The following is a 22,252-nucleotide window of genomic DNA, read 5'->3' on the forward strand; positions in this document are numbered from 1 at the left end:
TTATTTTGAGGCAGCACAAAAAGAAAGTCTGACTTTTTGAGTTAAACTTTTTTCTAGGCGGCGTTCTGTTTCTTTTTACCAACGAATTTCTCAATCTCCCGATGGATAAAACGATGATATTTATTAAGATTACGTCCAAAAACGTACAGCTGAAATTCCTTTTCAACTTTTTCACGGGAGCGGTAGTTGAAGCGCCTGAAGTTATTATTTTCCTTGATATCACCAAAATGACCTTCGGTCTGAATGGAACGGATCTGTCGATTAATGATGCCTTTTTCAGAACGAATATTTTCATCCGATTGGGCCTTGAGGTCCTCCCATTTCTGATTAACCTTCATCACTTTATTTTTATCCGTATCCTTTATCGGGTCGTAGCGATAGAAGCACTCCGCTTTAAAATGGCATCCGCTGCAGTCGTCACAGGCGTAGACCTCAAATTTTCGTTCATACCCTTTTGTTATTCCGGTTTCTGTCCGGATATGGGACAAGAGCCGTCCATCGTGACAGCGGTAACAGCGGAGACCACCATGCATTATCACGGACATATTGTAATGCTTCCCGATATCGTTATTCCAGGCTTTTGTTTTCATTTTTTCATGAGCCTGCAGCTTGATGTAACTGCTGATATGATTTTCTTTCAGAAAATCAAGATTTTTTTCGCTGCTGTAGCCACTGTCTGCCGTCACTTCTTCCGGATAGCATCCGAAAGCCTTCCGGTGTCTGTCAAGAACCGGAATCATGGTATCATAATCAGTACGATCATTGCTTATATAGCTGTGGATAATAAAGTAATTCTCCACGGCGATCTGGACATTATAAGCCGGTTTGAGCTGTCCGTTTCGCATATGGTCGTCTTTCATTCGCATGAAGGTTGCCTCGAAATCTGTTTTTGAATAGCTGTTGCGATCAGCGCCCATGATTTCAAAATGGTTTTTGTATTTCATCAGGCGTTCGCCGCAGCTTTCAATGGCTTCGTAAAGTTTCTGAAGCTCGGATTTCCGTTGTCCCTTCAAAACGGTAAACAAAATGTCTTCACCTTTTGCGATCGTGGTCAGATTTGTCTGTAGCTTCAGCAGTTCAAGGGGTGAGCAGTTTTCAATGGTGATGATGGCCTTGTTCGGAACTTTCTTTTCCCCGTGAAGTTTACGGTTACGGTTTTTTTCAATGACAGTTTTTACCCGCTCAATGCCTTCGATCACCAGCATCTCTTCTTTGCAAAAACCATATTTGTCGCCATATCCGCCGGATTTGAGCAATGCATTATAGGACGCATACAGTGTTTTGATCTGATCCAGAAGATTGGCCAGATGATAGTTGATGCTTCCCCGCCAGACAAAGGTATAACGGTTGGCATTCGCTTCAATCTTTGTGCCGTCAATAAAAAGGGCTTTCAGGGACACCAATCCTTCTTTCTGCAGTCGACGCATGAACTGACAATGCAGCCCGGAAAGGATCTCACCAGTCAGACGGTATTTTATGAACTCATAAAATACATCCCGTCCTGGTTTAAGACCACCCGTCAGCCAGATGAAGGCAATATCGCGTCGACATAATTCTACGATCCGGTCAATTGCCTTAACACCCCGCATGTTGGCATAAACCAGCACTGCGAACAGCATAATCGGATTGTATCCTTTTCTTCCCTGATGTGAATATTTTTCCAGCAGGCTGGCATAGTTCAAGTCCTCCATAACTTTTTTCAGGGTAAAGACGGGATCGTCGGATGGCAAACCGATCTGATACAGATTGAAATTTATTTTTTGTTGTCCTTTTTCGAAAAATTCTGTATAATAAGTATTCATGTGTAGTTACATTATATTCTGTATATGTAACGGAGGGAAGATGGTTTTTTTAACCGTCTTTTTTCTTTGCCAAAAAATCAAAAGGGAGTCTGATGTTGTCCATCAAACTCCCTTTTTAGCTGAGGCCATTTCCCGACAGCCCCTGCCTTATCACCTTATAATCATTACAAAGTTTTAATTGGTGCGTATATTTTCATGATTCTATTTAACTTTCCCGCCACGCTTCCTCTGCCCACAATAATGCCAAATATTTTTGAAACCAGTTGATGATCTCTTTCCTTGAGATAATTCATTAGATTATTTAGGCAGTCAGAGTTGAAATCTCCAAATTCTCCCATATCAATTATTGTACAAACACATAATTGGTCGGGCAATAATTCAGTTTTCTCAGCGATTTCAATTTCTAATTGATCTAAAGTGTATTTATCAATTGCATAACTCCAATTTTCATCGTTGTCATTAAACTCTACTAAAACATCGAAAAAAGAAATATAGTCTTTCGTGAAAATATATGATTTCATTGGAAAATCTTTCTCTTCAAATGTATAGTTATCGCCAGTACTGCCAATATTGGAATTAAATCTATACATACTGGGGACTTGTTCAACCCAGAAATTTTCGATATTATATTGACCGACTGCCAGCCTCTTTTCGATTTCTATAATTCTTCCAAGAAGAAGCTCCTCATTTTTAATCTGATCCTTCAGTTGTTTAGAAAAATCCCTTAATTTAACACCTAACTTATCAAAGTAACCATCAGAAATAATATCTTTTACGTCGGCAATATTGATATCCCATTCCTTATATTTCATTGCTTCATAAAGCCAAAAAATATCCATCGCATCATAATAGCGATATTTCCCGTCACCCTTACGTTTTGGCTTTATGACACCATGTTTTTCATAATATCGAATCATCTGATCAGATATATTTAAAAATTTTGAAACATCACCAATTTTATATTCCATTCATATCTCCTTTGTTCAAATATCCCTAATCTTATAAAAATGTTGTATCTGTGTTATCCGTCAATAGATTTCTTCTAATTTTTTACTTTATTCTAACGTTACAGATATTCGATTTCAAGTCATGTCAATTTTTTTGCTGACATCTGCGATTGAACATTTTCAGGTTTATTTTTTCACCCCCCACCCCACATAAAAAAATCACATCTGCTTCACCATTTTCATCAACACAGATGTGTTCCAAAGTTTATCTGACCAGCTCCGGTTTTGTTTCTTCTGGATAGTCTATCAGCAAGTACCAGAAGTATATAAATAGTGTTTCGATAAAATTAGCCGTAACTTTGATATAAGTACATTATATTTCTCTAGGAGCCCGATCACTTAGCCAGCGGATATTTTGGGAACGATCGGCCCATACCTTTCTCAGAGGTGGAGTATACATCGTCCCTTCAATCAGCGTTTCTTTTTTCCCTTGAAAGGTTTTTCATCGCAAATATTTTTTGCTTTCATTATCAGTCAACTGCACAAAGGTACTGCCGCAGATTCCACATATGATATCTTTACAAATTAATTTTGCAGGGGTTATTTTTCCTTTAGCGGTATTAATGATTTGTAATCGGGTTTGACTAAAGTCTCAATCTGTGTGGTCGTGATTCATTTCTATAAGTTACTTGAATCAGCCAGAGCTGCAACGCATATAACTCAGTCCAGCCCCGCAAACAATTCCCCATTTATTTCAAAAATATTCTCTGTAGGAATTTTGGTTTTGTCCAGCATCACAACTATATGATCATAAACATCAATCTTTATGACTATACCAGCGACGGTGATATAGCTGCCACCGTCTTTCATCTCGTCCGGCTGAAAGTAGGTGATGGAGACTTGGGGCCGGCTGGCAATCTGTTCGATCAGCAGATTCAACCGCAATTCAATCTCTTTCTTGGCATCCTCAGTAAGCTCCTTGCGCTCCCGTGTGAGCCGAGCTGTTTCCATGATAGCATCCCCATATTTGGTAAGTGCTGCAAAGGGCGAAAACTGCGCCGCTCGATCGGTAATTGGCATCGGGGTGCGGGTAAGCGAAACGTGATGAGGCAGGTGGATAATGTCATCATATGAACTCATTATGCTTTATGTCCTCCGATCTGATCATTTCGATCCCTGGTGGTGGCCCCTTCTTCCAGATTCATACCCTTGAGGATTGCGTTCTTGCCAAATTTTTTCTTAATGTCCAGGATGGATTTTTGCATCTCTTTCTCTCTTTCAAGCTCTGCTTCTTCCGCTGCCTGCTGCTTTTCCAAGGCAGCATAATCGGTAAAAAGGTCGAGTTGTTCATATGAAGCAGCTTTGGGCGCTGATGCTTCGGGGATGACATGGTTTGCGGTTATATTCACTCGGCGCACCAGCAGTCGCTTATCTATAATGCGGTCGAAGAGCATTGTAACCGCATCAATTATGTACTTGGACGAGGCCGTGTACCTGCCAAGATTCTCGGTGCCGTGGGCATGTTTAGGCAACTGCCGGCCATAGTGGTCTGAGGTGACTTCACCCTTATAAGATTGCCTGAGCTCTGGGTCCTGCAAATTTTGGATGTCATAACCGACTGTTAACACCAACTGATCCGTTACCATTTGCTTGTCGACTAAATTCAAGGCCAGAAGATCGGCCATCTCCCGTACGATGAGCCTGGCTTTATCGACGGGATAAGGGTACTGTAAGACCTGGCCGGAGCTAATGCTGTTAGTGGTTGGCTTATAGGCTTTAACATCTGCAATCGTGCATGGTTCCCAGCCCCAGGCATGATCGATGAGTAGCTCCGCATTTACGCCAAACAGCTTGTAGAGCAGGGCTTCATTATAGAAATCCCCCATTTCCCCGAGGGAACACCTGGCCACATCGCCCATAGTTAAAAGGCCGTGAGCCTCAAGCTTTTTGGCGGTGGCCTTGCCTACTCGCCAGAAATCGGTAAGCGGTCGATGGCCCCATAGGGATTGACGATAGCTCATCTCGGTAAGCTCTGAAATACGTACACCGTTTTTATCTGGTTTGACATGCTTGGCTCCGATGTCCATAGCAATCTTGGCGAGATACAAATTTGTACCGATGCCCGCTGCAGCTGTGATGCCCGTGGTTTTCAATACATCCCGAATGATTTTCATGGTCAGTTCACGAGCAGTCAGCTTGTAGGTATTCAGATAATTTGTCACATCCATGAAAACCTCATCGATGGAATACACATGAATATCTTCAGGAGCGATATATTTGAGATATACATTGTAAATACGTGTGCTATAATCAACATACAGCTCCATGCGAGGCGAGGCTACGATGTAATCCAGTTCCAGTTCCGGTGATGATTGAAGTTCTGAATCATCATAAGAGGAACCGGTAAAAATGCGATTTGGTGCGTATCGCTGTCGCTGGGCATTGGCTTCTTTCACCTTCTGCACTACCTCGAACAGTCTTGCTCTACCGGAAATACCGTGGGTTTTCAGGGGCGGCGATACCGCAAGGCAAATGGTTTTTTCTGTTCGAGCAGCGTCGGCCACCACCAAGTTTGTGGTCAGTGGATCAAGCTGACGTTCGATACACTCCACCGAAGCGTAAAAACTTTTCAAATCTATGGCAATATATGTTCTGTTTTTCACACTCACAGCCCCTTTTTTTTACTTTTTTAGGTTACATATTATACCACATTCTGCTTCTAAATTATACCGACGAGAGGGGGCGATTGTCCCCCTATGAAGAATGTTTTGAAAGAGCTTTTTATTTTTTCAAACCCTCACCCCACATAAAAAAATCACCTCCGTCTCCCCATTTTCATTAACGCCGATGTGATCCAATGTTTGCCTAACCAGCTCCGGTTTAATTTCGTCTATCTTCCCATACTCGGTTAACAAGCGCTTCATCTCCCACGCACGATATCTGATATGTACTTAAGGAAAATCAGTCCCAGTACCACGTGTTTATATTCACTGGCATCCATGCTGCCTCTCAGTTTGTCTGCCGCTTTCCAAAGTGTCTCTTCAAATCCAATGTTTCCTGTGTTCTCAGCCATTAATATTCCCTCCAAATGTTTAATAGTTATGATCATCAAAGACTTCAAAAATTTCACTTTCAAAGCCTTCTTGTTCCGGTTCGCTGCTTACCCAGTCAGGCAAGACTTCATAATAATGAGCCAGCGCTTCAATCGTTTTGTGTAGAACTGATTCATGCTGTACTTTTTCAAGTAGTTCTACAATGAGCTTATAGGTCTCCAAGTATGGATTATTTTCTACTACATCCATCGCGGCCTTAAACTTAGATACCAGCTTGGCTTTTTCTATATCTCGCTCAATTGTATTCATTTCTTCTTTATCATAGATGGGAACTTCAACAAGATCATTAATCTCTCCCAAAGAAAACTGCTGTTCATGCTTTTTGATTACAGGCTTCAGATCTCTTTTCAGCTTTTCCTTCTGGATTTCTAACTGTTCAATTTCACTAAGCTCACGTCCAAAGTAAGACTGGTCAATGCCAAAGAGTTCTTCTAAAACCGGTAGATATTTCTTTGGAATGTTCTGTCGCCCTTTCACCCACATGTTTATATTTTGTTTTTTAATGCCAAGTTTTTCTGCAAGTTCTATATGTTGAAGGTTATAGAGGTTTAAAATATATTCTAATCCTATCAAGTTCTCACCTCCTGGTGCAGGGCTATAATCCCACCTAATATTTATTGTACTTCATTTTATTGTCTCGGTCAATATAAAGTGTAAATGTTTTCTAATTTTTTGACAATAATTCTATCAACCCACCGCATTTTTTACAGTCATCTTGTCAACTCGCAAGGCTTAAAGTCAATCTATCCACTCAACCTTACGCTTTCATAGTCTTGGATAATTTCCCACAAAATAAAAAACCGTGATTATCTTTCTGGCTTGAAGCCAGAGCTCAAATCACGGAAAGCTCTTATTTACTCACATTTCTACACTCTTACTTTTCTGCTCTTGATAGCAATACAACCGTCTCAACGTGCCCCGTCTATGGAAACATGTCAAACAATTATATCAATCCCAAAATGTGTCAAAATCGGTGTTAAAATACCCCTTTTGGGAAGTTTTGAAACGGTATTGACAAATGCACACCCCTGTCAAAAAATGCACCCTTTTGCACACCCCTACTTTAGTTCAAAACTTTTCTACACTTGGCCGATCAATCTAAATTCCAACTACCAACCGTTTCATTTTTATCAAATTTGTATTAGCTCTTAAATCCCTCTGCAAAGCCATTTCTTTCAAAAAATACAAAAGCCACCTCATCACAAGGTGGCCTTAATTGTATCAAAATTTGAGTTTTTATTTGTCTAAGAACGTAAATTATAATACAATTTAGCGGTATTGTCAATTACGCTAAATTGTATTATTACGCTAAAAAGTATAATAATTAAATATTTGGACCGGTATGTACCGACTTATGGGAAACATCGCGGTGTAAAATTGGTCGGAAATCTTAACTACGAAACCGGTGAAGTTTACTGCGAAGGAGCATGAAACCTATGATGCAGCGGTTTTCCTCGGATTCCTTGAAAATTTACTTTCAAGGAATCCGGATGGTAAGACCGTTCTGATTCTGGACAACGCACGTATCCATCACGCAAAACTGCTGATTCCCTTTCTTACTGAGAATGCTGACCGGCTCCAACTGATTTTCCTACCGCCTTACAACCCGAATCTGAATCTCATTGAGGGACTCTGGAAGTGGCTGAAGGAACGGGTCGTTAATAATGTATTCTATCATTCTGTTTCTGAAATACGTAAGAATGTTGCTGATTTCTTAACCTCCATTCAGTCCGGGAAGCGGTCATTCAGAGACTGTGTTTCAAGTTATAGCTATTCAAAATCTTTAATCAATTATATATAGTTTTTCTGACAAAAAATTGTTGACTGTTTCAAAATCTGCTGGCATTAACTAACTGTTTCACTTATGGGATGTACAACCATATTGATACCTTTTTACGCTTACACCCTTCATATTTAATCATTTAATTAAAACGTCAACAAATATTTCATATACCTATAAAACTTTATCAAACAACTATTGAATCACTGGCAAATGCGCTTCTTTCGGTTTCCGGATAAAAAATGATGCAACTGTACCGAGTACAACCAGAATAATAACCATCTCAAGAATTGCGACACACGAATGCGTCAGATCAAATACAATACCCGCAGCCATCGATCCAAATGATGAAACCAGCATATTCATATTCACAACGGAAAGATTGATCGGATAGTTCTTTGAACCATAAAAACGATTAACATAGGCCGATCCTGTCGGGGTTATGCAGCCGTAAGCAAGCCCCGTTACGATATAAGCGACGATCAGTAATACCATCATATGACTTGTTAATGCGGTTATCAGCAATATTATCGCGATTATAAATATCACACTCCCAATAACCATTGTGAAAAAATGTCCAATTTTATCGAACAGTGTACCGAATACAATCCGTCCCACTCCATTAAAGACCGAAATAAGACCGACAACCGTTGCTACAGTACTCATTGTGATTTCCGGACAAGCTTCCATTGCCATCGGTGCCCCCTGCGAAATGATGGCCAATCCCGCTGCTGAGAGCGACGTCGCCCAGAAAAGATATAACCAGAATGAAGGGCGCACTACCATTTCTTTTGAACAAATCTCCTCATAACTTTTTTCAGATTCTTTAACATTTTCTGTTACATCAACATCCCATTGTTTATCGTTCTTTACTATAAAAAAACCGGCAAAAGCCATGACGACAAAAATAATAAACCCAAATACTAAAAACGTTGTCCTCCAACCGCCATTGCTATCCATTGGCGTTACCGCAGTGTAGACTTTTCCAATAATAAAACCGCTTATCCCAAATCCCATTAGCAGAAGCCCTGAAATAAATCCCTGTTTATCAGGAAACCAGCTCGTTACTGAACTCATTACTGCATTATACACTAGTCCTAAAGCCAAGCCCGCCAATACCCCAAAACCCAAATAAAGGGTAATCAGTGAATCGGCAACTGAGGTAATACTGAAACCAGCCAGAAACAGCAGGGCCGAAATCCAAACAATGACTCGCGGTGTCAGTTTTTTTTTGCATTACTCCACCAAGGAAACCGCCCAGGCAAAAACAAAACATGATAATTGTAAACGTGACTGATAGCTGGCTTTTTGTCCACTCTTTATACATCATGGCGATTGGCGCCTGCAAAACAGTCCATGCATAAACAAGACCGGCCAACAACATAATAACAACTCCGACGCTGGCATATATCCAGCGATTTAGATGATTCATTTCAATAATTATTCCTTTCGTTTCACTCAGAAGACAAAATGTTCTGAAATATTTTATCTTCAAGTATTATTTTCCAAATGAGAAAATGCCACTAAAAGATCTACAGTTTGCCAACTAAGCCTTTCGTAATGGCATTTAAACAACTTATTGTCGTTTTTTGTTTTAATTGAAGTTGAGCTAATCTTCATTCTTAACATTTACGCTTAGTCTGCCGCTCTACCAATTTGTTCTTCATATAACAGCTAAAACTGTTTGGTGATATCGATGAAAAATTAGCACTTCCCATTCTTTAATTTAAATCGATATAGCTTATTTTTAAGCATTTCCGCTTGCCCGGACAGTTCTTCACTGGCCGCTGCACTTTCTTCAGCAGTCGCTGAATTCTGATGGACTACCTGTGACACCTGCTCAATGCCCTGGTTGATCTGAGCAATTTCTACGGCCTGTTGAGTTGATGCCGAAGCAATACGACCATTAATTTCGGAGATCTTACCGATCCCATCTACCATTTCATGAAGAGATATTGCAGTTTGATTGGCAATCTCAGTTCCATTTTTCACCTTATTGATGGTACCTTCAATTAGAAATGTTGTCTCTTTTGCGGCATCCGAACTACGTGCTGCCAAAGTTCGTACTTCTTCCGCTACCACTGCAAAACCTTTGCCATGTTGTCCAGCTCTGGCTGCCTCAACAGCTGCATTTAAAGCCAGAATATTTGTCTGAAAGGCGATATCATCGATCACTTTTATGATCTTTGAAATATCGATGGATGACTGATTGATTTTTTCCATAGCATGTTGCATGGTAGCCATTTGCCCATTACCAGCTTCAGCACCTAATTTGACATTCTTTGATAACACCTGTGCTTGATTTGCTGAATCCGCATTTGTTTTAGTCCGATTGGCAATTTCACTAATCGCAGCAGTCAATTCTTCAATAGCACTGGCCTGCTCAGTCGAACCTTGTGCAAGCGACTGACTACCACTGGCTACCTGACTGGCACCTGATAAAACCTGCTCAGCAGCATGGTTGATTTCTGATAACAGCTCATTCAGAGTTTCAATAATATCATTTAGAGCAGTGGAAATTTCAGAAAAATCACCATCAAAACTATCAATAGTATCCAATGCCAAATTTCCGTTACTGATTTCGCCAGTTATATCTTTTATTCGCTTCGTGATCCAGTTCAGATAAGTATTGGTCTGATTTACTGATTGTTTCAACTTATCGAAGTCGCCCTGGTAATCGCCTTTGACCATAACGTTCAGATTACCGCCTGAAACAGCTGTCATCACAGTAATTACTTCATCTAAAGGTGCTTTTATCCGTTTTAGAATTGCGTTAAGACCAATAATCAGCGTTTTCCACGCCCCTTCAAATCCTATTTCATCAGCGCAGGCACTTAGATTCCCTTTCATTATTTCCTCAATCATCCAAGTCGTGTTGTCAATCAAACCGCCAACTGATGCTCCTACCTGTCGCATCATCTCTCTGATACTTTCATATTGCTGATAGACTTCCTGCGTAAATTCATTCGGCTCACCAAGATTCAAGTCAAAATTTAGCTCTCCCCTTGCTAAATTACCCAAGTTCCCCACAAGCCGTTTTATTTCCGTTTGATTGTAAGCATTCACACTCATTACAGCTGTCTGATCTAGTGTCATCTCTAAGATATCCGTAGTGGGCTTCCCATTTTTATCAAGTAAATAAGCAATATCTTGCTTATAATATTTTCCTCTTGCATCAAAGTTTACAGTATTTATGCTTCTTTCAATCAACATTTTTCTGGCACAGTTTTCATTCCCACACATGCTCGAGCCGGATAAACTACAATCCATACCCACTGCCATTTCACGCGTTTCAATGACGCCTTTGCTAATAAAATAATCAGCCATGCCTTTATTGATATATTTGTATTTGTAATTATCGTCTGTAACCATCAAAGCATATGGAATTGCATCAAGGATTGCCCCGAGAAAATCCTTTTCTTCAGTTGCTTTTTTTAGCGCTTGCTGCTGATTTATAAAGACCCTTTGAAATCCTCCAGAAAGTTCCATAACACCAGGTATTTTTCTGTCTCCCTTATCGCATTGGGTTAATAGAACATTTTCTTCAGTTGTAGCTTCTAATACACTTAAGCACTCATTTATTCTCAATAATGCCAAATCAAAAGGAATGTTAGCTGATAGCAACTCGCTTTTAGGTGAAAAATCTCCTTCCGAAATTGAATGAACCATCTTATAATGGAACTCAATCTGATGCTCAACCATTTTGATTCGTAAGATCAGTTCATCCAACGGATTACCACCCTCACTTGCCAGAACGTTACCAACTCTGCTTTGTTCTGATATGTTAATTCTACCCAACATATCAGCCATATTGACAATTTTGGTATACCATTTTTTCATTGAAAGACAGTATACGCTGATTGCAGAAATAGAAAATATTAAGAAAATAACAGCCATTAAAGAATTAATTGTTTCGTTGATTTTATTAGATGGGTTAAATATTCCCAGTAATAGAACCAGTAGCATCAAAGTGATCAAAAACAATGGTGCACATTGATCAATAATTATTTTTTTTAATAGCCTTCTTTTGAATTTCATTTTTCTCTCCTTGTATCTCTACAAAGTGATACACTTACCAAATAACACATTCGGTAAATAAGTAACCTTTGCATAACCACCTGTTAAACGAAGCTGATGTCATACCGGTGCCCTTTTCACCTTTCCATAATAATCCGCTGTATAATAATCAACGGAATCGTATCGATGGCAAACCAGTAACTAATTTCCATGACACGATTCCAAAGTTATGTTCAATAAAGAAGAATTGACCTGTTATAACCACAAAACTGAAAATTTCCAACACCATTGGAACTGCGGAAATATAAATAAAATTGATCATCAAAATAAATATGCAACAAGCCCATCTAATCTACAGTTTTTAAATTTTCTGCCATGTTAAAATCGCTAAATTGTACAGTTATTATTTGCTTTTCTCATTCACTTCTGCAAAACACTTGGCTATCTTTTGTTTATTCACAACAAAGGTCATTAAAACACCCAAAAAGGTGCTGACTAATCCACTTATCCCATTATTGATCGCATTTGCTATTTCATTTTCAGGTATACCAATTACAAAATAAGAAATTATAAAACTCATTATAAACCCCATAACAATACCTGGTAATCCCATAATTAGAATATCTTTTACTTTCAATTATTTCACCTCTATTTATCGCTAAAATTTTCAAATCAATTGAACACATTATTTTATGACTCATCTATTAGCACGACTTTCCCGGCAGTGCCAGGTTGCGCCTCAGTCCTTTATTGTGTTTACCATGCCCATCTCTTGATCATGACCTGTTAAATAAAATCTCAAACGTTGAATACTGGATGGGGAATTTTTTCTACATCAAATGTTTCATTTCTATATTCTTCATTGTAATAAGGGAACTGTGCCACTATTGCCCGGATTTCCTTTTGAGGTGTACCCGGCGTTCCCCAAAGGATTTTGAGTTCTTTTCCTTCTATAGCGAATTCTGATTTGATAAACGCAAGAGAAATCATACGACGGTGGTAAAAGTCATGTGTTCTGCCTGAAGCCACACCGACAACACTCCCTTCACATAATACCTTGCTGATAATGAACGGTTCATCAGCTCCATCTCCTACCTTTGTAATTATGTCTAAGGGCTCTACCTCAGCACCCATGAACTGGCTGGCAAAAATCTCTCCAACATCTGCCGCATTCCACTCCAAAGTTACGCACTTTCTCGGACTTTTCTTTTCAATTTCCTGTAGCGCTTCTTTACCAACAAAGTCATGATCATAACTAATTAGATAATCCCACGCTAGGTCATGCGGTGTCACGAATGCATTCTGAACATCATCACTTGCACTTCCTGAGAATGGGTAGATTTTATGGTGAGGAGCAATATGTGGTTCATTAGTAACGAACTGTGCAAGCGCATCTCCGCTAGAAAGCCACGGATACCAGAAATGAATCCATTGATTCGGATAGCCGCCCTGAGTGTGATTTCTGCAGTATGTATTCGTGCCTTGCTGCTTAATACCAAATTCCTTACCTGCTTCCATGATGGTGTCAAAGACCAAATCGGCATTTTTTTCTTCACCATGAACTTCATAAGCTAAGCAACCCGACATCCCGAGCCGCACTACAGTCATATCTGTACCAGCGATCTTAACGTCCTTTTTGCCTGCGAACTTAATGTCGTGTAAATCTGTCTGGGTAGCTTTTTCGAGTATTTGAAGAGACTTTGGTCCATCAATCTGGAAAAAATATTCGTCTGTTATCCACTGGCCTTTTACATTCATTCCAAGTGTGTCCACATAAAATGGCAACGCTGGTGCCAACCAATAAGTACGGAATGTCTCATCATCGATTCTAGTTATTAATCCATCAGCAATAAGCTGTCCTTTCTCATTGCACATTAATGCATGTCGGGAACCGCTAATCTTTAACTTGCTAAAATCCCTATTTACGCATACGTCATTCAGTAGTTTTACTGCATCTGGTCCTGAGACATCATAGACCGGTGAAATATTCAAAAAGCATCCTAACCATGCGGTCTCTCTGCATGCAAGCAATTCCTCTTTAGGTGACGAAACCAAGAATGGATACAGCGATGGTCCTCGCTTATTCATAAGTTTGCAATCTCGATTAATCGAACTATCTACTGAAAATTTCATTGTTATATTTCCTTTCATAATAAAATTAATTTTATATTGATAGCGGATAACGCAAGCAGCAATTACTACGATGTTGGTGTTATCCGCTTTAACCTCATGACACATTAAATTCATGTCTTTATAGTCAGAAAATTTTAAATCGTTAAGCTTTTAAACAAATGGATACCATCCCCCCACTGAAAAACCTTATAAAATTCAAATGACTTTACGCTACATTATCAGCTTTTTTTTGACTGGACTGTGAGAGTAGTGTACAAACTATCGACACAACAAAACCTATAAGTGCAATGACTCCAAACAACAAATACGAACCCCTTGCAGTTGTAACATTAAATAAACTTTCAATCATTGGGATGATATACGATGCTAAAAAATAAGCAAGCGAATAAACCACTCCAAGATATGTTATAGCCATTGTCGCTCTTTCTTTAGGCACCAATACAGCTACTCTTGCTGTAAAATACGGTTGGATCAGTCCTACCGCAGCACCCGCTGTAGCGCAGGCAAGATAAACGCCTGTAATACTGTACGTAAAATAATAAATAACATACCCTGTCCCCAATAGACAGCATCCCAACGCAATTGTATATCTCTCAATTTTAGTATATATTTTCCCAAACAGCATTCCCGATAGAAAACCTGCCACAAATACAGTCGCACTTCCAATCCCTATCTGCATGGGTGTCCCCAATTGCTCAGTGGTAACAAATACCCCCATCTTCAATTGGTTTATAACTAAGATTACCGATAGAAAAAACACAGCAGCTAGAAAATAGTAATATGAGGAACTGAATTTCTGCATTTTTTCTTCCTTTGCCGCATGTTGATAAAGTTTTTTTTCTGGTTCATCTTTAGGTAAAGCCAAAAAAGCCAACAGTGCGATGGGCAAAGCAATCAGATACAAGAACAACGCATAGTGATAATCAACGACAGCAATTCTTCCTGAAGCAAGTGCCAGTAGAACACCGATTCCACATGCTGTAGCCTGCATGATCCCTAACATACTTGCTCGTTCTTCGCCATCAAAGTACTGTACAGCGAGAGCTCTTGCAAGAGGATAAAGAATCCCCATTCCAACTCCAAGCAATGCTCTCATAGCCAAGACATAATAGATATTTTCAAATAAAAGAGTCCCTGCTCCAGCTAACGAAAAAATAGATAAGCCTATTACTAGAAGAGTCTTTTTACTAAACCAACTGCACAATTTTCCTCCTATAAAAATAAACGGAATAACTGTTAGATTGGGAATGAGATAAATCAAGTTGGTCATTACAGCGCCATTACTTGAATATGTTTTCACAATATTCCCGAAAACTGAAACAAAAATACCGATATTAATATATAGGTAAGTCGAAGATAGAGCAAGTGATGCTTTTACTAATTTTTTATTTTCCATATAAAACCCCTCCTGTATTTTTAAGGTAATTTTAGCTGCTCATCATACAGCTATCTTCTGTGTTTTTCAAAATACGGTATATATATATCAGTTCGTAGATCTCTGATAGAATCCATGTTTCCAAGACCAAAAGTAGCAAAGCAGTTTGCAATTGCCGCCTTTGGATCAATCTCCGCAATCGCCATGTCTTCTTCCCAGCCAGTTGTAACAATAACATAACCTTCTGGACTATATATTCTTGCATGCCCTGCTTCAAGGCCTTCTTCCATGCGGGTAATATTTTCCGGGCTAGCTCCACAGCTATCTACAAGTACAACGGCGTTTTCAAGCGTACGGCAATAACCAGTACTCGTCCAGAGATTCAAAGTGAAATCATCCTCGCCGGTGCTTTTATCTGTTCCTGGCCAGGCGGACATTGCAAGTATTATTTCTGCACCCCCAATTTTTAGGCATCTTGCGATTTCTGGCCACCACCTATCAAAACAGATCATCATACCAATTCTACCGATTTTTGTGTCGAACACCGGTATCTCGTTACCAGGATGGAAGAAAAGCCGTTCTGTACCGGGTTGTTGAATTTTTCTGTATTTCCCTATAAATCCTTCTGGCCCAACCAATACACCACAATTGTAGAATCTGTCACAATACTCCTTGTCTTGTTCTGACATGGTCCAAGAGATATAAATATTACGCTCTTTCGCCTTTGCAATCAAGGCCTGAACTGAATCACCCTCGGGCACATACTCCGCTGCATTCACCCAATAAGATGTCGCATCAATGTTGGTAGACATCATAGTAAATGTAGTTGGAATACCTGGAAGACAAAATTCAGGAAACGCAATAAGATCAACCCCTTTTTGGGCTGCTTCATCAATAAAACACAACATTTTTGCCAAATTTACCGCCTTATCAGGAACACTTACCATTGCTACGGATGCAATTTTAATTTTAGACATTACTTTTTCCTCCTTTAAATTGTTTTCTTAAAATTGTAGTTTTTGTTTTTAAAGCGCTCAGTCTTTATTAATTCCTCCTTACAAGATTTGGTTATAATTACAGCAAATCTTGTGCCAAGTTTTTTTCCGCTTTTGCCACGTTAAATCAGGTTTCCGTTTCATTATGCGTCGCAATGTCTCAAGTTGAGAATATAAAAGATGCGCATTTCTGACACATTTCGAGACACTTTGGATTTCTATATATTATATCAATAGAAAGTTACTTCGATTATTCTGCGAGTGCTTCTTTAGCGTCTTTCAGAGCATCTATCACTTTTCGTGGTTTTCTAGCGTCGCCAATTACAACCATATCTGCAATTTTCCCTTTTAATTGCTCTGCCAATTTATTTTCGGCTCGAGATCCAATTGCCAAAACAACTGTTTCTGCAGGTATAATCTCCCTTGTGCCGTCGGAACGTTCTACGGTAACTGAATTTTTCTGAATAGAGATAACTTTTGAATCAGGATGTTTGTCAACATTGTATCTTTCCAAATTTGTCATCATAATCCACTTGGAAGAAGGTCCAATATCCGATCCAATTTTAGGCTGCATTTCAACAATGGAGACTTTTTTGCTGCCATGAGTCAATAATTCATATAGCATTTCAGGTGTTTCTGCACGATTCAGAAAGAGAAATTTAAGCGTATCTGCACTGATAGTTCCTTCTTCAGCAATTTTTAACGCAGTTTCTATACCAACCGCTCCACCCCCAACGACAACAACCTTTTTTCCAATAGATGCTTTCCCACGCAGAACATCCCACGCTGAAACTATATTTGCACCTTCCTCTTTTGGAAAATCAGGAAGTAAGGGTTGAGCTCCAGTTGCTAAAACTACTTTGTCAAACTTTCCACTTTCAACACAAGATATAATCTCCTCTGCCGTAGCTTCATGATTGAAATCAAAAGTTACACCAATATTTTTGCAGGCGATGTATTGGAAAGTAGAAAGCTCAGCAAAACTTTCGCGTCCTGGAGGTGAAGAAACTAAATCCATCTGTCCGCCAGGTTCATTTTCCTTTTCCCAAACAGTAATTATGGAGCCATCAGATGCAGCACGCAGGGCAAATTCCATCCCCGCCACACCAGCACCAATCACAAGAATTTTCTTGATCAAGGAAGACGCAGATTCAGACTCGAATCCTGCATCACTATTTGCAAGACAGGCCAGTGGTTTTGACTTGAAAACGTGATCCATACATCCTTGATTGCAACCAACACAAGGCCGAATTAAATCAGGACGTCCATCCTCTAATTTTCGCACCATATCCGGGTCAGCTATAAAAGCTCGACAAAACCCTATAAAGTCTGCATCTCCTCGGATTACGACTTCTTCTGCAGTCGAAATATCAAAGCGATTACATGCGTATACAGGAATAGAAACGGCCTCTTTCACGCGTTTTGACAAATAGCTAAAGGCACCTCTTGGTACATCCATAGTAAGCTGTGGCACCAACGTTTCATGCCAACCTCCCGTTATATTAAGTGCAGCTACGCCAAGTCGTTCCAATTCCTTGGCAATGATAATGCAACTGTCATTATCATTACCATTGGGTACAAACTCATTTCCAGCTAATCGTACGGTAACCGGAAAATCGGAGCCCACAGCTTTTTTTACTGCAACGACTATATCACGAAGAAAATTCATGCGGCCATCTAAAAATCCGCCATAACGATCAGTGCGAAAGTTTGTAGATGCTGATAGAAATTGTGCAATTAAGTACCCAGCACTAGCGACCAATTCAATACCATCAAAACCAACATCTTGTGCCCGTTTTGCCGCTGCAGCAAAATTACAGATAATTTCTTCTATTTCTTCTATTTTTAATGCACGTGTCTGGGCTTGATTAAATTTGCACTTATAATCAGAAGGGGCAACAGGGGTTTGACCGTTGTACTCTTCAGGTTTAGCGTAAGCTCCAGGATGCCACAATTGCGGGAATATTTTCCCACCTTCCTTATGAACGGCATCTACCAATTCCTTCATACCTGGCATATCGTTGTCACGCGAAAGTTGCATTACACCTGCAGTGCATATACGCATAGGATCCACACCTACTGCCCCAACAACAATGAGGCCAGCACCGCCTGCAGCACGCCGACGGTAAAATTCTATTAACCTGGGTGTAGGCTTGCCATCTTGTGTTGCATAGGAAAGCTGAACAGGAGTCATTACAAAACGATTTTTAATTGTTATTCTACCGATTTCATATGGTTGTAACAAAATATTAGACATATATTAGCACTCACTTTCTAATGTAAATTTAAAACAATTTTTCTTTTAATTTTGAATTTTAAAATCAAAAAATTCATGATCCATGATTTTAACATTTTCTGCGATCAATGGTACAAAATCCATATTTGCCAGTATATCACGCTCTATATCAATCCCAGGAGCAACTTCTGTTAATAATAATCCTTCAGGGGTCAGTTTAAATACACAGCGCTCTGTGATATAGGTAATATCTTGATTATTCTCTATGGCACCATCTCCTGAAAAGGATATTTGTTCTACTTTATTTACAAATTTTCGATTAGTACCCTCTTGAATAATGCGAAGTTTATTCTCTTCAAATTTTAGCTCCATATTCTTTCCATCCATAAAGTTTGTCATGAAGACAACTTTATGTGATGATTGTGTCAGATTGATAAATCCGCCTACTCCGATAATTACACTACCTACTTTGCTTACACCAACGTTTCCCTCTGATGATACCTGTGCAGCACCAACATATACACCATCCAGATTCCCACCATCATAAAAATCAAACATGATGGACATTTCTGTAATCATCTCAGCATTAAGAGAAGCGCCAAAACCAGGACGAGGCAGGGGAATCCCACCGAACAGGCCAACTTCATTGGTTAAAGTAATATCCTCCCAATCACCGCATTCAGTAGCTATCGTAGCAATGAGTCCTGGAATGCCAACTCCCAGATTGATTATGTCACCCTTATTGATCTCTTTATATGCTCTTCGAGCAATGATATATTGATCATATCTTTTCTTATTTCCAGGAATAAATGATACCATTCTTTCAATGTAAGGTACGATCTCTTCTGAATAAAGTATCCCATCTCCATTAATAGCTGGCTGGTTTTTTTCAAATACGCACTGCAACTGATTCGGGTTAACGATAATATAATCCACTGCTTTCCCCGGAATCTTTACCAATTTTGGATGCAATCGCTTATCCGATATCTGCTCAACCTGAATACATACTATTCCCCCATTAGCCTTTGTTGCTAATGCAATTGCAATCGCATCAACAAAAGCAGCCTCATTCTCAAAAGAAATATTACCTTTTTCATCAGCGATAGAGCCTGCAATAAATGCAACATCAATCTTAGGTGTGAAAAACTGAAGATATTCCTTCTCAGCAATATTTACGACTTGGGAAAGCGGAGGTTCATTACGAGCTTTTTCATTAAGACACGCACCGTCGAGACGCGGATCAACCGAGGTATTTAAACCAATTCCACTAATTATTGCTGGTTGTTTTCCTGCGGCAGCCCTATACAAATGTGAAACCACTCCTTGAGGGAGATTGAAACCAGCTATTTTGTTTTCAGAAATCATTTGGGCAAGAGTAGGAGTAGAGTTGACTTGTCCCAATACCGCTTTTTTGAAAAGCCCTTCATTGTCTAAAAACAAACTATCTGCAAAGGCACCTTTTTTTGATAAGCCGAGCGCTGTTGCACCCCATAGAGTAAGTCCACTAGGGGTTTTTGTGTCTTGGTATCGTTTGCCAAGAGCTTGACAAAGCAGATCAGGGTTACATACTGTAACTACGCCATTTACTGCTAAAACATCGCCATCTTTGACTAAGCGAACGGCTTCTTCTGCACTAATAATTTTTGCCATAATTTTATTTCTCCTATTCAATTCTTAGTAATTTCTTCTTACTATTTACATAACTCAAAGACACCTGCCGCTCCCATGCCGCCACCTATACACATAGTAATCAAGGCATATTGTCCACCAGTATCACTCAGATAAGACAACGCTTTTGACGTAAGAATAGCACCAGTAGCCCCCATAGGGTGGCCAATGGACATAGCACCTCCATAAGGATTAACCTTCTGCATATCCATACCAAGTTCGTTAATGCACGCTAATGCCTGTGATGCAAAAGCTTCATTTATCTCGATAACATCCATCTGTTCGAGAGATAAATTGCATTTTTTCATAAGCTTTGGAACAGCAAATAAGGGTCCCATCCCCATTTCTGTTGCGTCACAACCCGCTACAGAATATCCCGCAAACTTGGCAATTGGCTTTATGCCAAGCTCTGATGCTTTCTCCGAAGACATAATAACTACATATGCCGCCGCATCAGTCATTTGAGAGGAAGTAGCTGCCGTTACTTGACCTTCTTCACGGAAACACGGAGTCATTGCGGCCATTCTTTCCATACTCGTTTTAAGCATTCCATTTTCGTCGGCGAGAATCCCCTCATCTATCATGATCATGTTACCTTGATCATTTAAAACCGGGATGATACAATGAGCCAACTTGCCTTCGGTACGAGCTTTTGCGGCTTTTTTATGGGATTCCAAGGCCATTTTTTCCATGTCTTCACGTCTGATCATATAATGTTCTGCTACCCTTTCAGCCGTTTCACCCATAGACATATAACCACCAATATAATTTTCTTTAATCCATGGATTCATATACGAATCAGAATACGGAATAAAACACTTACTCATACTCTCTACGCCACCTGCTACTGCTACATCATATTCACCTGAAATAATAGCATTAGCCGCAGATGAAATCGCTTGTAAACCAGATGAACAAAAACGATTTATCGTTTGTGCTGGTACACAATCAGGTAATTCAGCTCGATTTACAATCAGTCGACTGATATTCATATGTGCCTCATTTATCGGCATAGCACATCCAGTAATTACATCACCTATTATTTCAGGATTGATTTGAGGAACCTTGCTTAGTACTCCCTTCAGTGTCTGTGCGGCATAATTTATCGGATGACTATTTGCAAACCCTCCTTTATTTGCCCGACAACAAGCGCTGCGTCCATATGCAACAATAACTGCTTCTTTCATTATTTCCTCCTTGTTAATTCTAAAAAATGCTTACTCCTCACAACTTCATAGACATAATTGCAAAAAGTATTTTTCATATCTTTCGATATTTTTACGCTTGACAAATAAACTATTTAGTTTATATTTATTTATAGTCATACCATCCATGGCCTGACTTTCTTCCTAATCGCCCCTCTTCAATTAATTTCTTGACACTATCGCAGCACTCCCATGTTGTAACTGGCAGTTCTCTTAATGATTCACAGGCATGAGGATATATATCCAATCCAGACATATCCATCATTTCAAACGGTCCCATTGGGTGATTAAGCCCCTGCTTCATAGCAGTATCGATATCTTCGATAGTAGCTATGCCATCTTCATAGCAGTGAAGTGCTTCCTGTAGAAAAGCAAACAAGCACCGGTTGACAATAAAACCTGGTGTATCAAACTTGCATTCAATAGCTGTCTTACCTATATAACTGGCCACTTGTTTAATTACTGAAACCGTAGCATCTGTTGTATCATTTGATCGAATCACCTCCACCAACTTCATGACTGGTGCAGGAAAAAAGAAATGCATGCCCGCGCAACGCTCTTTCATTGTACATTCACTCATAACCTGAGAAACTGATATCGTGGATGTATTTGTGCAAAGAATCGCATCAGGTCTGCATATCGTTCCGAGTTCTTTGAATATAGACTGTTTTAATTCTAATACTTCAGGCACTGCCTCAATAACCATATCGCAGATTCCTAACTGCTTCAAATCCTCAGTAGTATTAATCTTTTCTATGGTATTTTCTACTAAATCGGTTGTGATTTTTCCTGCCTCAGCACGTTTCTTTAAAGATGCGTATATCTTTTCTTTTGCATTTTCACAATACTCTTCCTTAATGTCGTAAAGAATGACTCTATAACCTCCAGTTGCAACAGCCTGCGCAATACCAGCTCCCATCTGTCCTGCGCCAATTACACCTATCGTTTGTATGTTCATAATAATATTCCTTCCTATTCCTT

General features: G+C 39.5%; 16 protein-coding genes and 2 pseudogenes. 1 reads left to right on the forward strand and 17 read right to left on the reverse strand.

Annotated elements, in window-relative coordinates; translation table 11 throughout:
- Window positions 1–53: 53 nt before the first annotated feature.
- The 6 genes and pseudogenes from DOZ58_RS04185 to DOZ58_RS04210 all read right to left on the reverse strand — a co-directional run bounded on the left by DOZ58_RS04185 (window position 54) and on the right by DOZ58_RS04210 (window position 6,435).
- Complete coding sequence (locus DOZ58_RS04185) at window positions 54–1,802, reverse strand: IS1182 family transposase (protein ID WP_111887160.1); 1,749 nt, start codon at window positions 1,800–1,802, stop codon at window positions 54–56.
- 164 nt (window positions 1,803–1,966) lie between these two features.
- Window positions 1,967–2,770, reverse strand: a complete 804-nt coding sequence (locus DOZ58_RS04190; protein ID WP_111887161.1) for a MerR family transcriptional regulator — start codon at window positions 2,768–2,770, stop codon at window positions 1,967–1,969.
- A gap of 699 nt (window positions 2,771–3,469) precedes the next feature.
- Window positions 3,470–3,889, reverse strand: a complete 420-nt coding sequence (locus DOZ58_RS04195; protein WP_204355470.1) for a hypothetical protein — start codon at window positions 3,887–3,889, stop codon at window positions 3,470–3,472.
- Window positions 3,889–5,412, reverse strand: coding sequence for a DNA methylase (locus DOZ58_RS04200; protein ID WP_111887163.1), 1,524 nt, complete (start codon window positions 5,410–5,412; stop codon window positions 3,889–3,891). Before DOZ58_RS04200 ends, DOZ58_RS04195 begins: the two co-directional genes overlap by 1 nt.
- Window positions 5,413–5,687: 275 nt before the next feature.
- Window positions 5,688–5,822: pseudogene (locus DOZ58_RS04205) on the reverse strand (type I restriction-modification system subunit M N-terminal domain-containing protein); the annotation flags it as partial.
- A gap of 19 nt (window positions 5,823–5,841) precedes the next feature.
- On the reverse strand, window positions 5,842–6,435 hold the full coding sequence (locus DOZ58_RS04210; protein ID WP_111887164.1) for a helix-turn-helix domain-containing protein: 594 nt from the start codon (window positions 6,433–6,435) through the stop codon (window positions 5,842–5,844).
- A 738-nt stretch (window positions 6,436–7,173) separates the two neighbouring features.
- Here DOZ58_RS04210 and DOZ58_RS04215 point away from each other — a divergent pair.
- Window positions 7,174–7,632: pseudogene (locus tag DOZ58_RS04215) on the forward strand (IS630 family transposase); the annotation flags it as partial.
- Window positions 7,633–7,837: 205 nt separating this feature from the next.
- Here the strand turns inward: DOZ58_RS04215 and DOZ58_RS04220 are convergent.
- From DOZ58_RS04220 to DOZ58_RS04265, 11 genes are all read right to left on the reverse strand, one after another.
- Window positions 7,838–8,842 carry an MFS transporter gene (locus DOZ58_RS04220; protein ID WP_353744758.1) on the reverse strand — a complete coding sequence of 335 codons (1,005 nt, stop codon included), beginning with the start codon at window positions 8,840–8,842 and terminating at the stop codon, window positions 7,838–7,840.
- The gene (locus DOZ58_RS18860; RefSeq protein ID WP_242988605.1) at window positions 8,727–9,137 is read right to left on the reverse strand and encodes a hypothetical protein; all 411 of its coding nucleotides are present in this window, start codon (window positions 9,135–9,137) and stop codon (window positions 8,727–8,729) included. The genes DOZ58_RS04220 and DOZ58_RS18860 overlap by 116 nt, the downstream gene beginning before the upstream one ends.
- A gap of 209 nt (window positions 9,138–9,346) precedes the next feature.
- Window positions 9,347–11,680, reverse strand: coding sequence for a methyl-accepting chemotaxis protein (locus DOZ58_RS04225; protein WP_111887167.1), 2,334 nt, complete (start codon window positions 11,678–11,680; stop codon window positions 9,347–9,349).
- 382 nt (window positions 11,681–12,062) lie between these two features.
- Window positions 12,063–12,296, reverse strand: coding sequence for a hypothetical protein (locus DOZ58_RS04230; protein ID WP_070372589.1), 234 nt, complete (start codon window positions 12,294–12,296; stop codon window positions 12,063–12,065).
- Window positions 12,297–12,457: 161 nt separating this feature from the next.
- Window positions 12,458–13,906, reverse strand: coding sequence for an aminomethyltransferase family protein (locus DOZ58_RS04235; protein WP_111887168.1), 1,449 nt, complete (start codon window positions 13,904–13,906; stop codon window positions 12,458–12,460).
- 91 nt (window positions 13,907–13,997) lie between these two features.
- Window positions 13,998–15,188 (reverse strand): MFS transporter, encoded by a 1,191-nt coding sequence (locus tag DOZ58_RS04240; RefSeq protein ID WP_111887169.1) that lies wholly within the window; start codon window positions 15,186–15,188, stop codon window positions 13,998–14,000.
- Between the two features lie 50 nt (window positions 15,189–15,238).
- On the reverse strand, window positions 15,239–16,144 hold the full coding sequence (locus tag DOZ58_RS04245) for a carbon-nitrogen hydrolase family protein (protein ID WP_070372591.1): 906 nt from the start codon (window positions 16,142–16,144) through the stop codon (window positions 15,239–15,241).
- 268 nt (window positions 16,145–16,412) lie between these two features.
- A complete protein-coding gene (locus tag DOZ58_RS04250; RefSeq protein ID WP_111887170.1) occupies window positions 16,413–18,419 on the reverse strand; it encodes an FAD-dependent oxidoreductase in 2,007 nt (668 codons plus the stop codon).
- A 45-nt stretch (window positions 18,420–18,464) separates the two neighbouring features.
- Window positions 18,465–20,048 (reverse strand): malonate decarboxylase subunit alpha, encoded by a 1,584-nt coding sequence (locus DOZ58_RS04255; RefSeq protein WP_111887171.1) that lies wholly within the window; start codon window positions 20,046–20,048, stop codon window positions 18,465–18,467.
- A gap of 41 nt (window positions 20,049–20,089) precedes the next feature.
- Window positions 20,090–21,253, reverse strand: a complete 1,164-nt coding sequence (locus DOZ58_RS04260) for a thiolase family protein (RefSeq protein ID WP_070372594.1) — start codon at window positions 21,251–21,253, stop codon at window positions 20,090–20,092.
- A 124-nt stretch (window positions 21,254–21,377) separates the two neighbouring features.
- On the reverse strand, window positions 21,378–22,229 hold the full coding sequence (locus DOZ58_RS04265; protein ID WP_084633789.1) for a 3-hydroxyacyl-CoA dehydrogenase family protein: 852 nt from the start codon (window positions 22,227–22,229) through the stop codon (window positions 21,378–21,380).
- Window positions 22,230–22,252: the final 23 nt, after the last annotated feature.

The sequence above is a fragment of the Acetobacterium sp. KB-1 genome (genome assembly GCF_003260995.1).
GTDB classification, from domain to species: Bacteria; Bacillota; Clostridia; order Eubacteriales; family Eubacteriaceae; genus Acetobacterium; species Acetobacterium carbinolicum.

What these genes read in the sequence shown, in the direction of transcription:
- DOZ58_RS04265 (WP_084633789.1), bottom strand. Translation starts at nt 22,229, where the DNA reads ATGAACATACAAACGATAGGTGTAATTGGCGCAGGACAGATGGGAGCT.
- DOZ58_RS04245 (WP_070372591.1), bottom strand. Translation starts at nt 16,144, where the DNA reads ATGTCTAAAATTAAAATTGCATCCGTAGCAATGGTAAGTGTTCCTGAT.
- DOZ58_RS04190 (WP_111887161.1), bottom strand. Translation starts at nt 2,770, where the DNA reads ATGGAATATAAAATTGGTGATGTTTCAAAATTTTTAAATATATCTGAT.
- DOZ58_RS04255 (WP_111887171.1), bottom strand. Translation starts at nt 20,048, where the DNA reads ATGGCAAAAATTATTAGTGCAGAAGAAGCCGTTCGCTTAGTCAAAGAT.
- DOZ58_RS04235 (WP_111887168.1), bottom strand. Translation starts at nt 13,906, where the DNA reads ATGAATTTAATGTGTCATGAGGTTAAAGCGGATAACACCAACATCGTA.
- DOZ58_RS04240 (WP_111887169.1), bottom strand. Translation starts at nt 15,188, where the DNA reads ATGGAAAATAAAAAATTAGTAAAAGCATCACTTGCTCTATCTTCGACT.
- DOZ58_RS04250 (WP_111887170.1), bottom strand. Translation starts at nt 18,419, where the DNA reads ATGTCTAATATTTTGTTACAACCATATGAAATCGGTAGAATAACAATT.
- DOZ58_RS04225 (WP_111887167.1), bottom strand. Translation starts at nt 11,680, where the DNA reads ATGAAATTCAAAAGAAGGCTATTAAAAAAAATAATTATTGATCAATGT.
- DOZ58_RS04260 (WP_070372594.1), bottom strand. Translation starts at nt 21,253, where the DNA reads ATGAAAGAAGCAGTTATTGTTGCATATGGACGCAGCGCTTGTTGTCGG.
- DOZ58_RS04195 (WP_204355470.1), bottom strand. Translation starts at nt 3,889, where the DNA reads ATGAGTTCATATGATGACATTATCCACCTGCCTCATCACGTTTCGCTT.
- DOZ58_RS04185 (WP_111887160.1), bottom strand. Translation starts at nt 1,802, where the DNA reads ATGAATACTTATTATACAGAATTTTTCGAAAAAGGACAACAAAAAATA.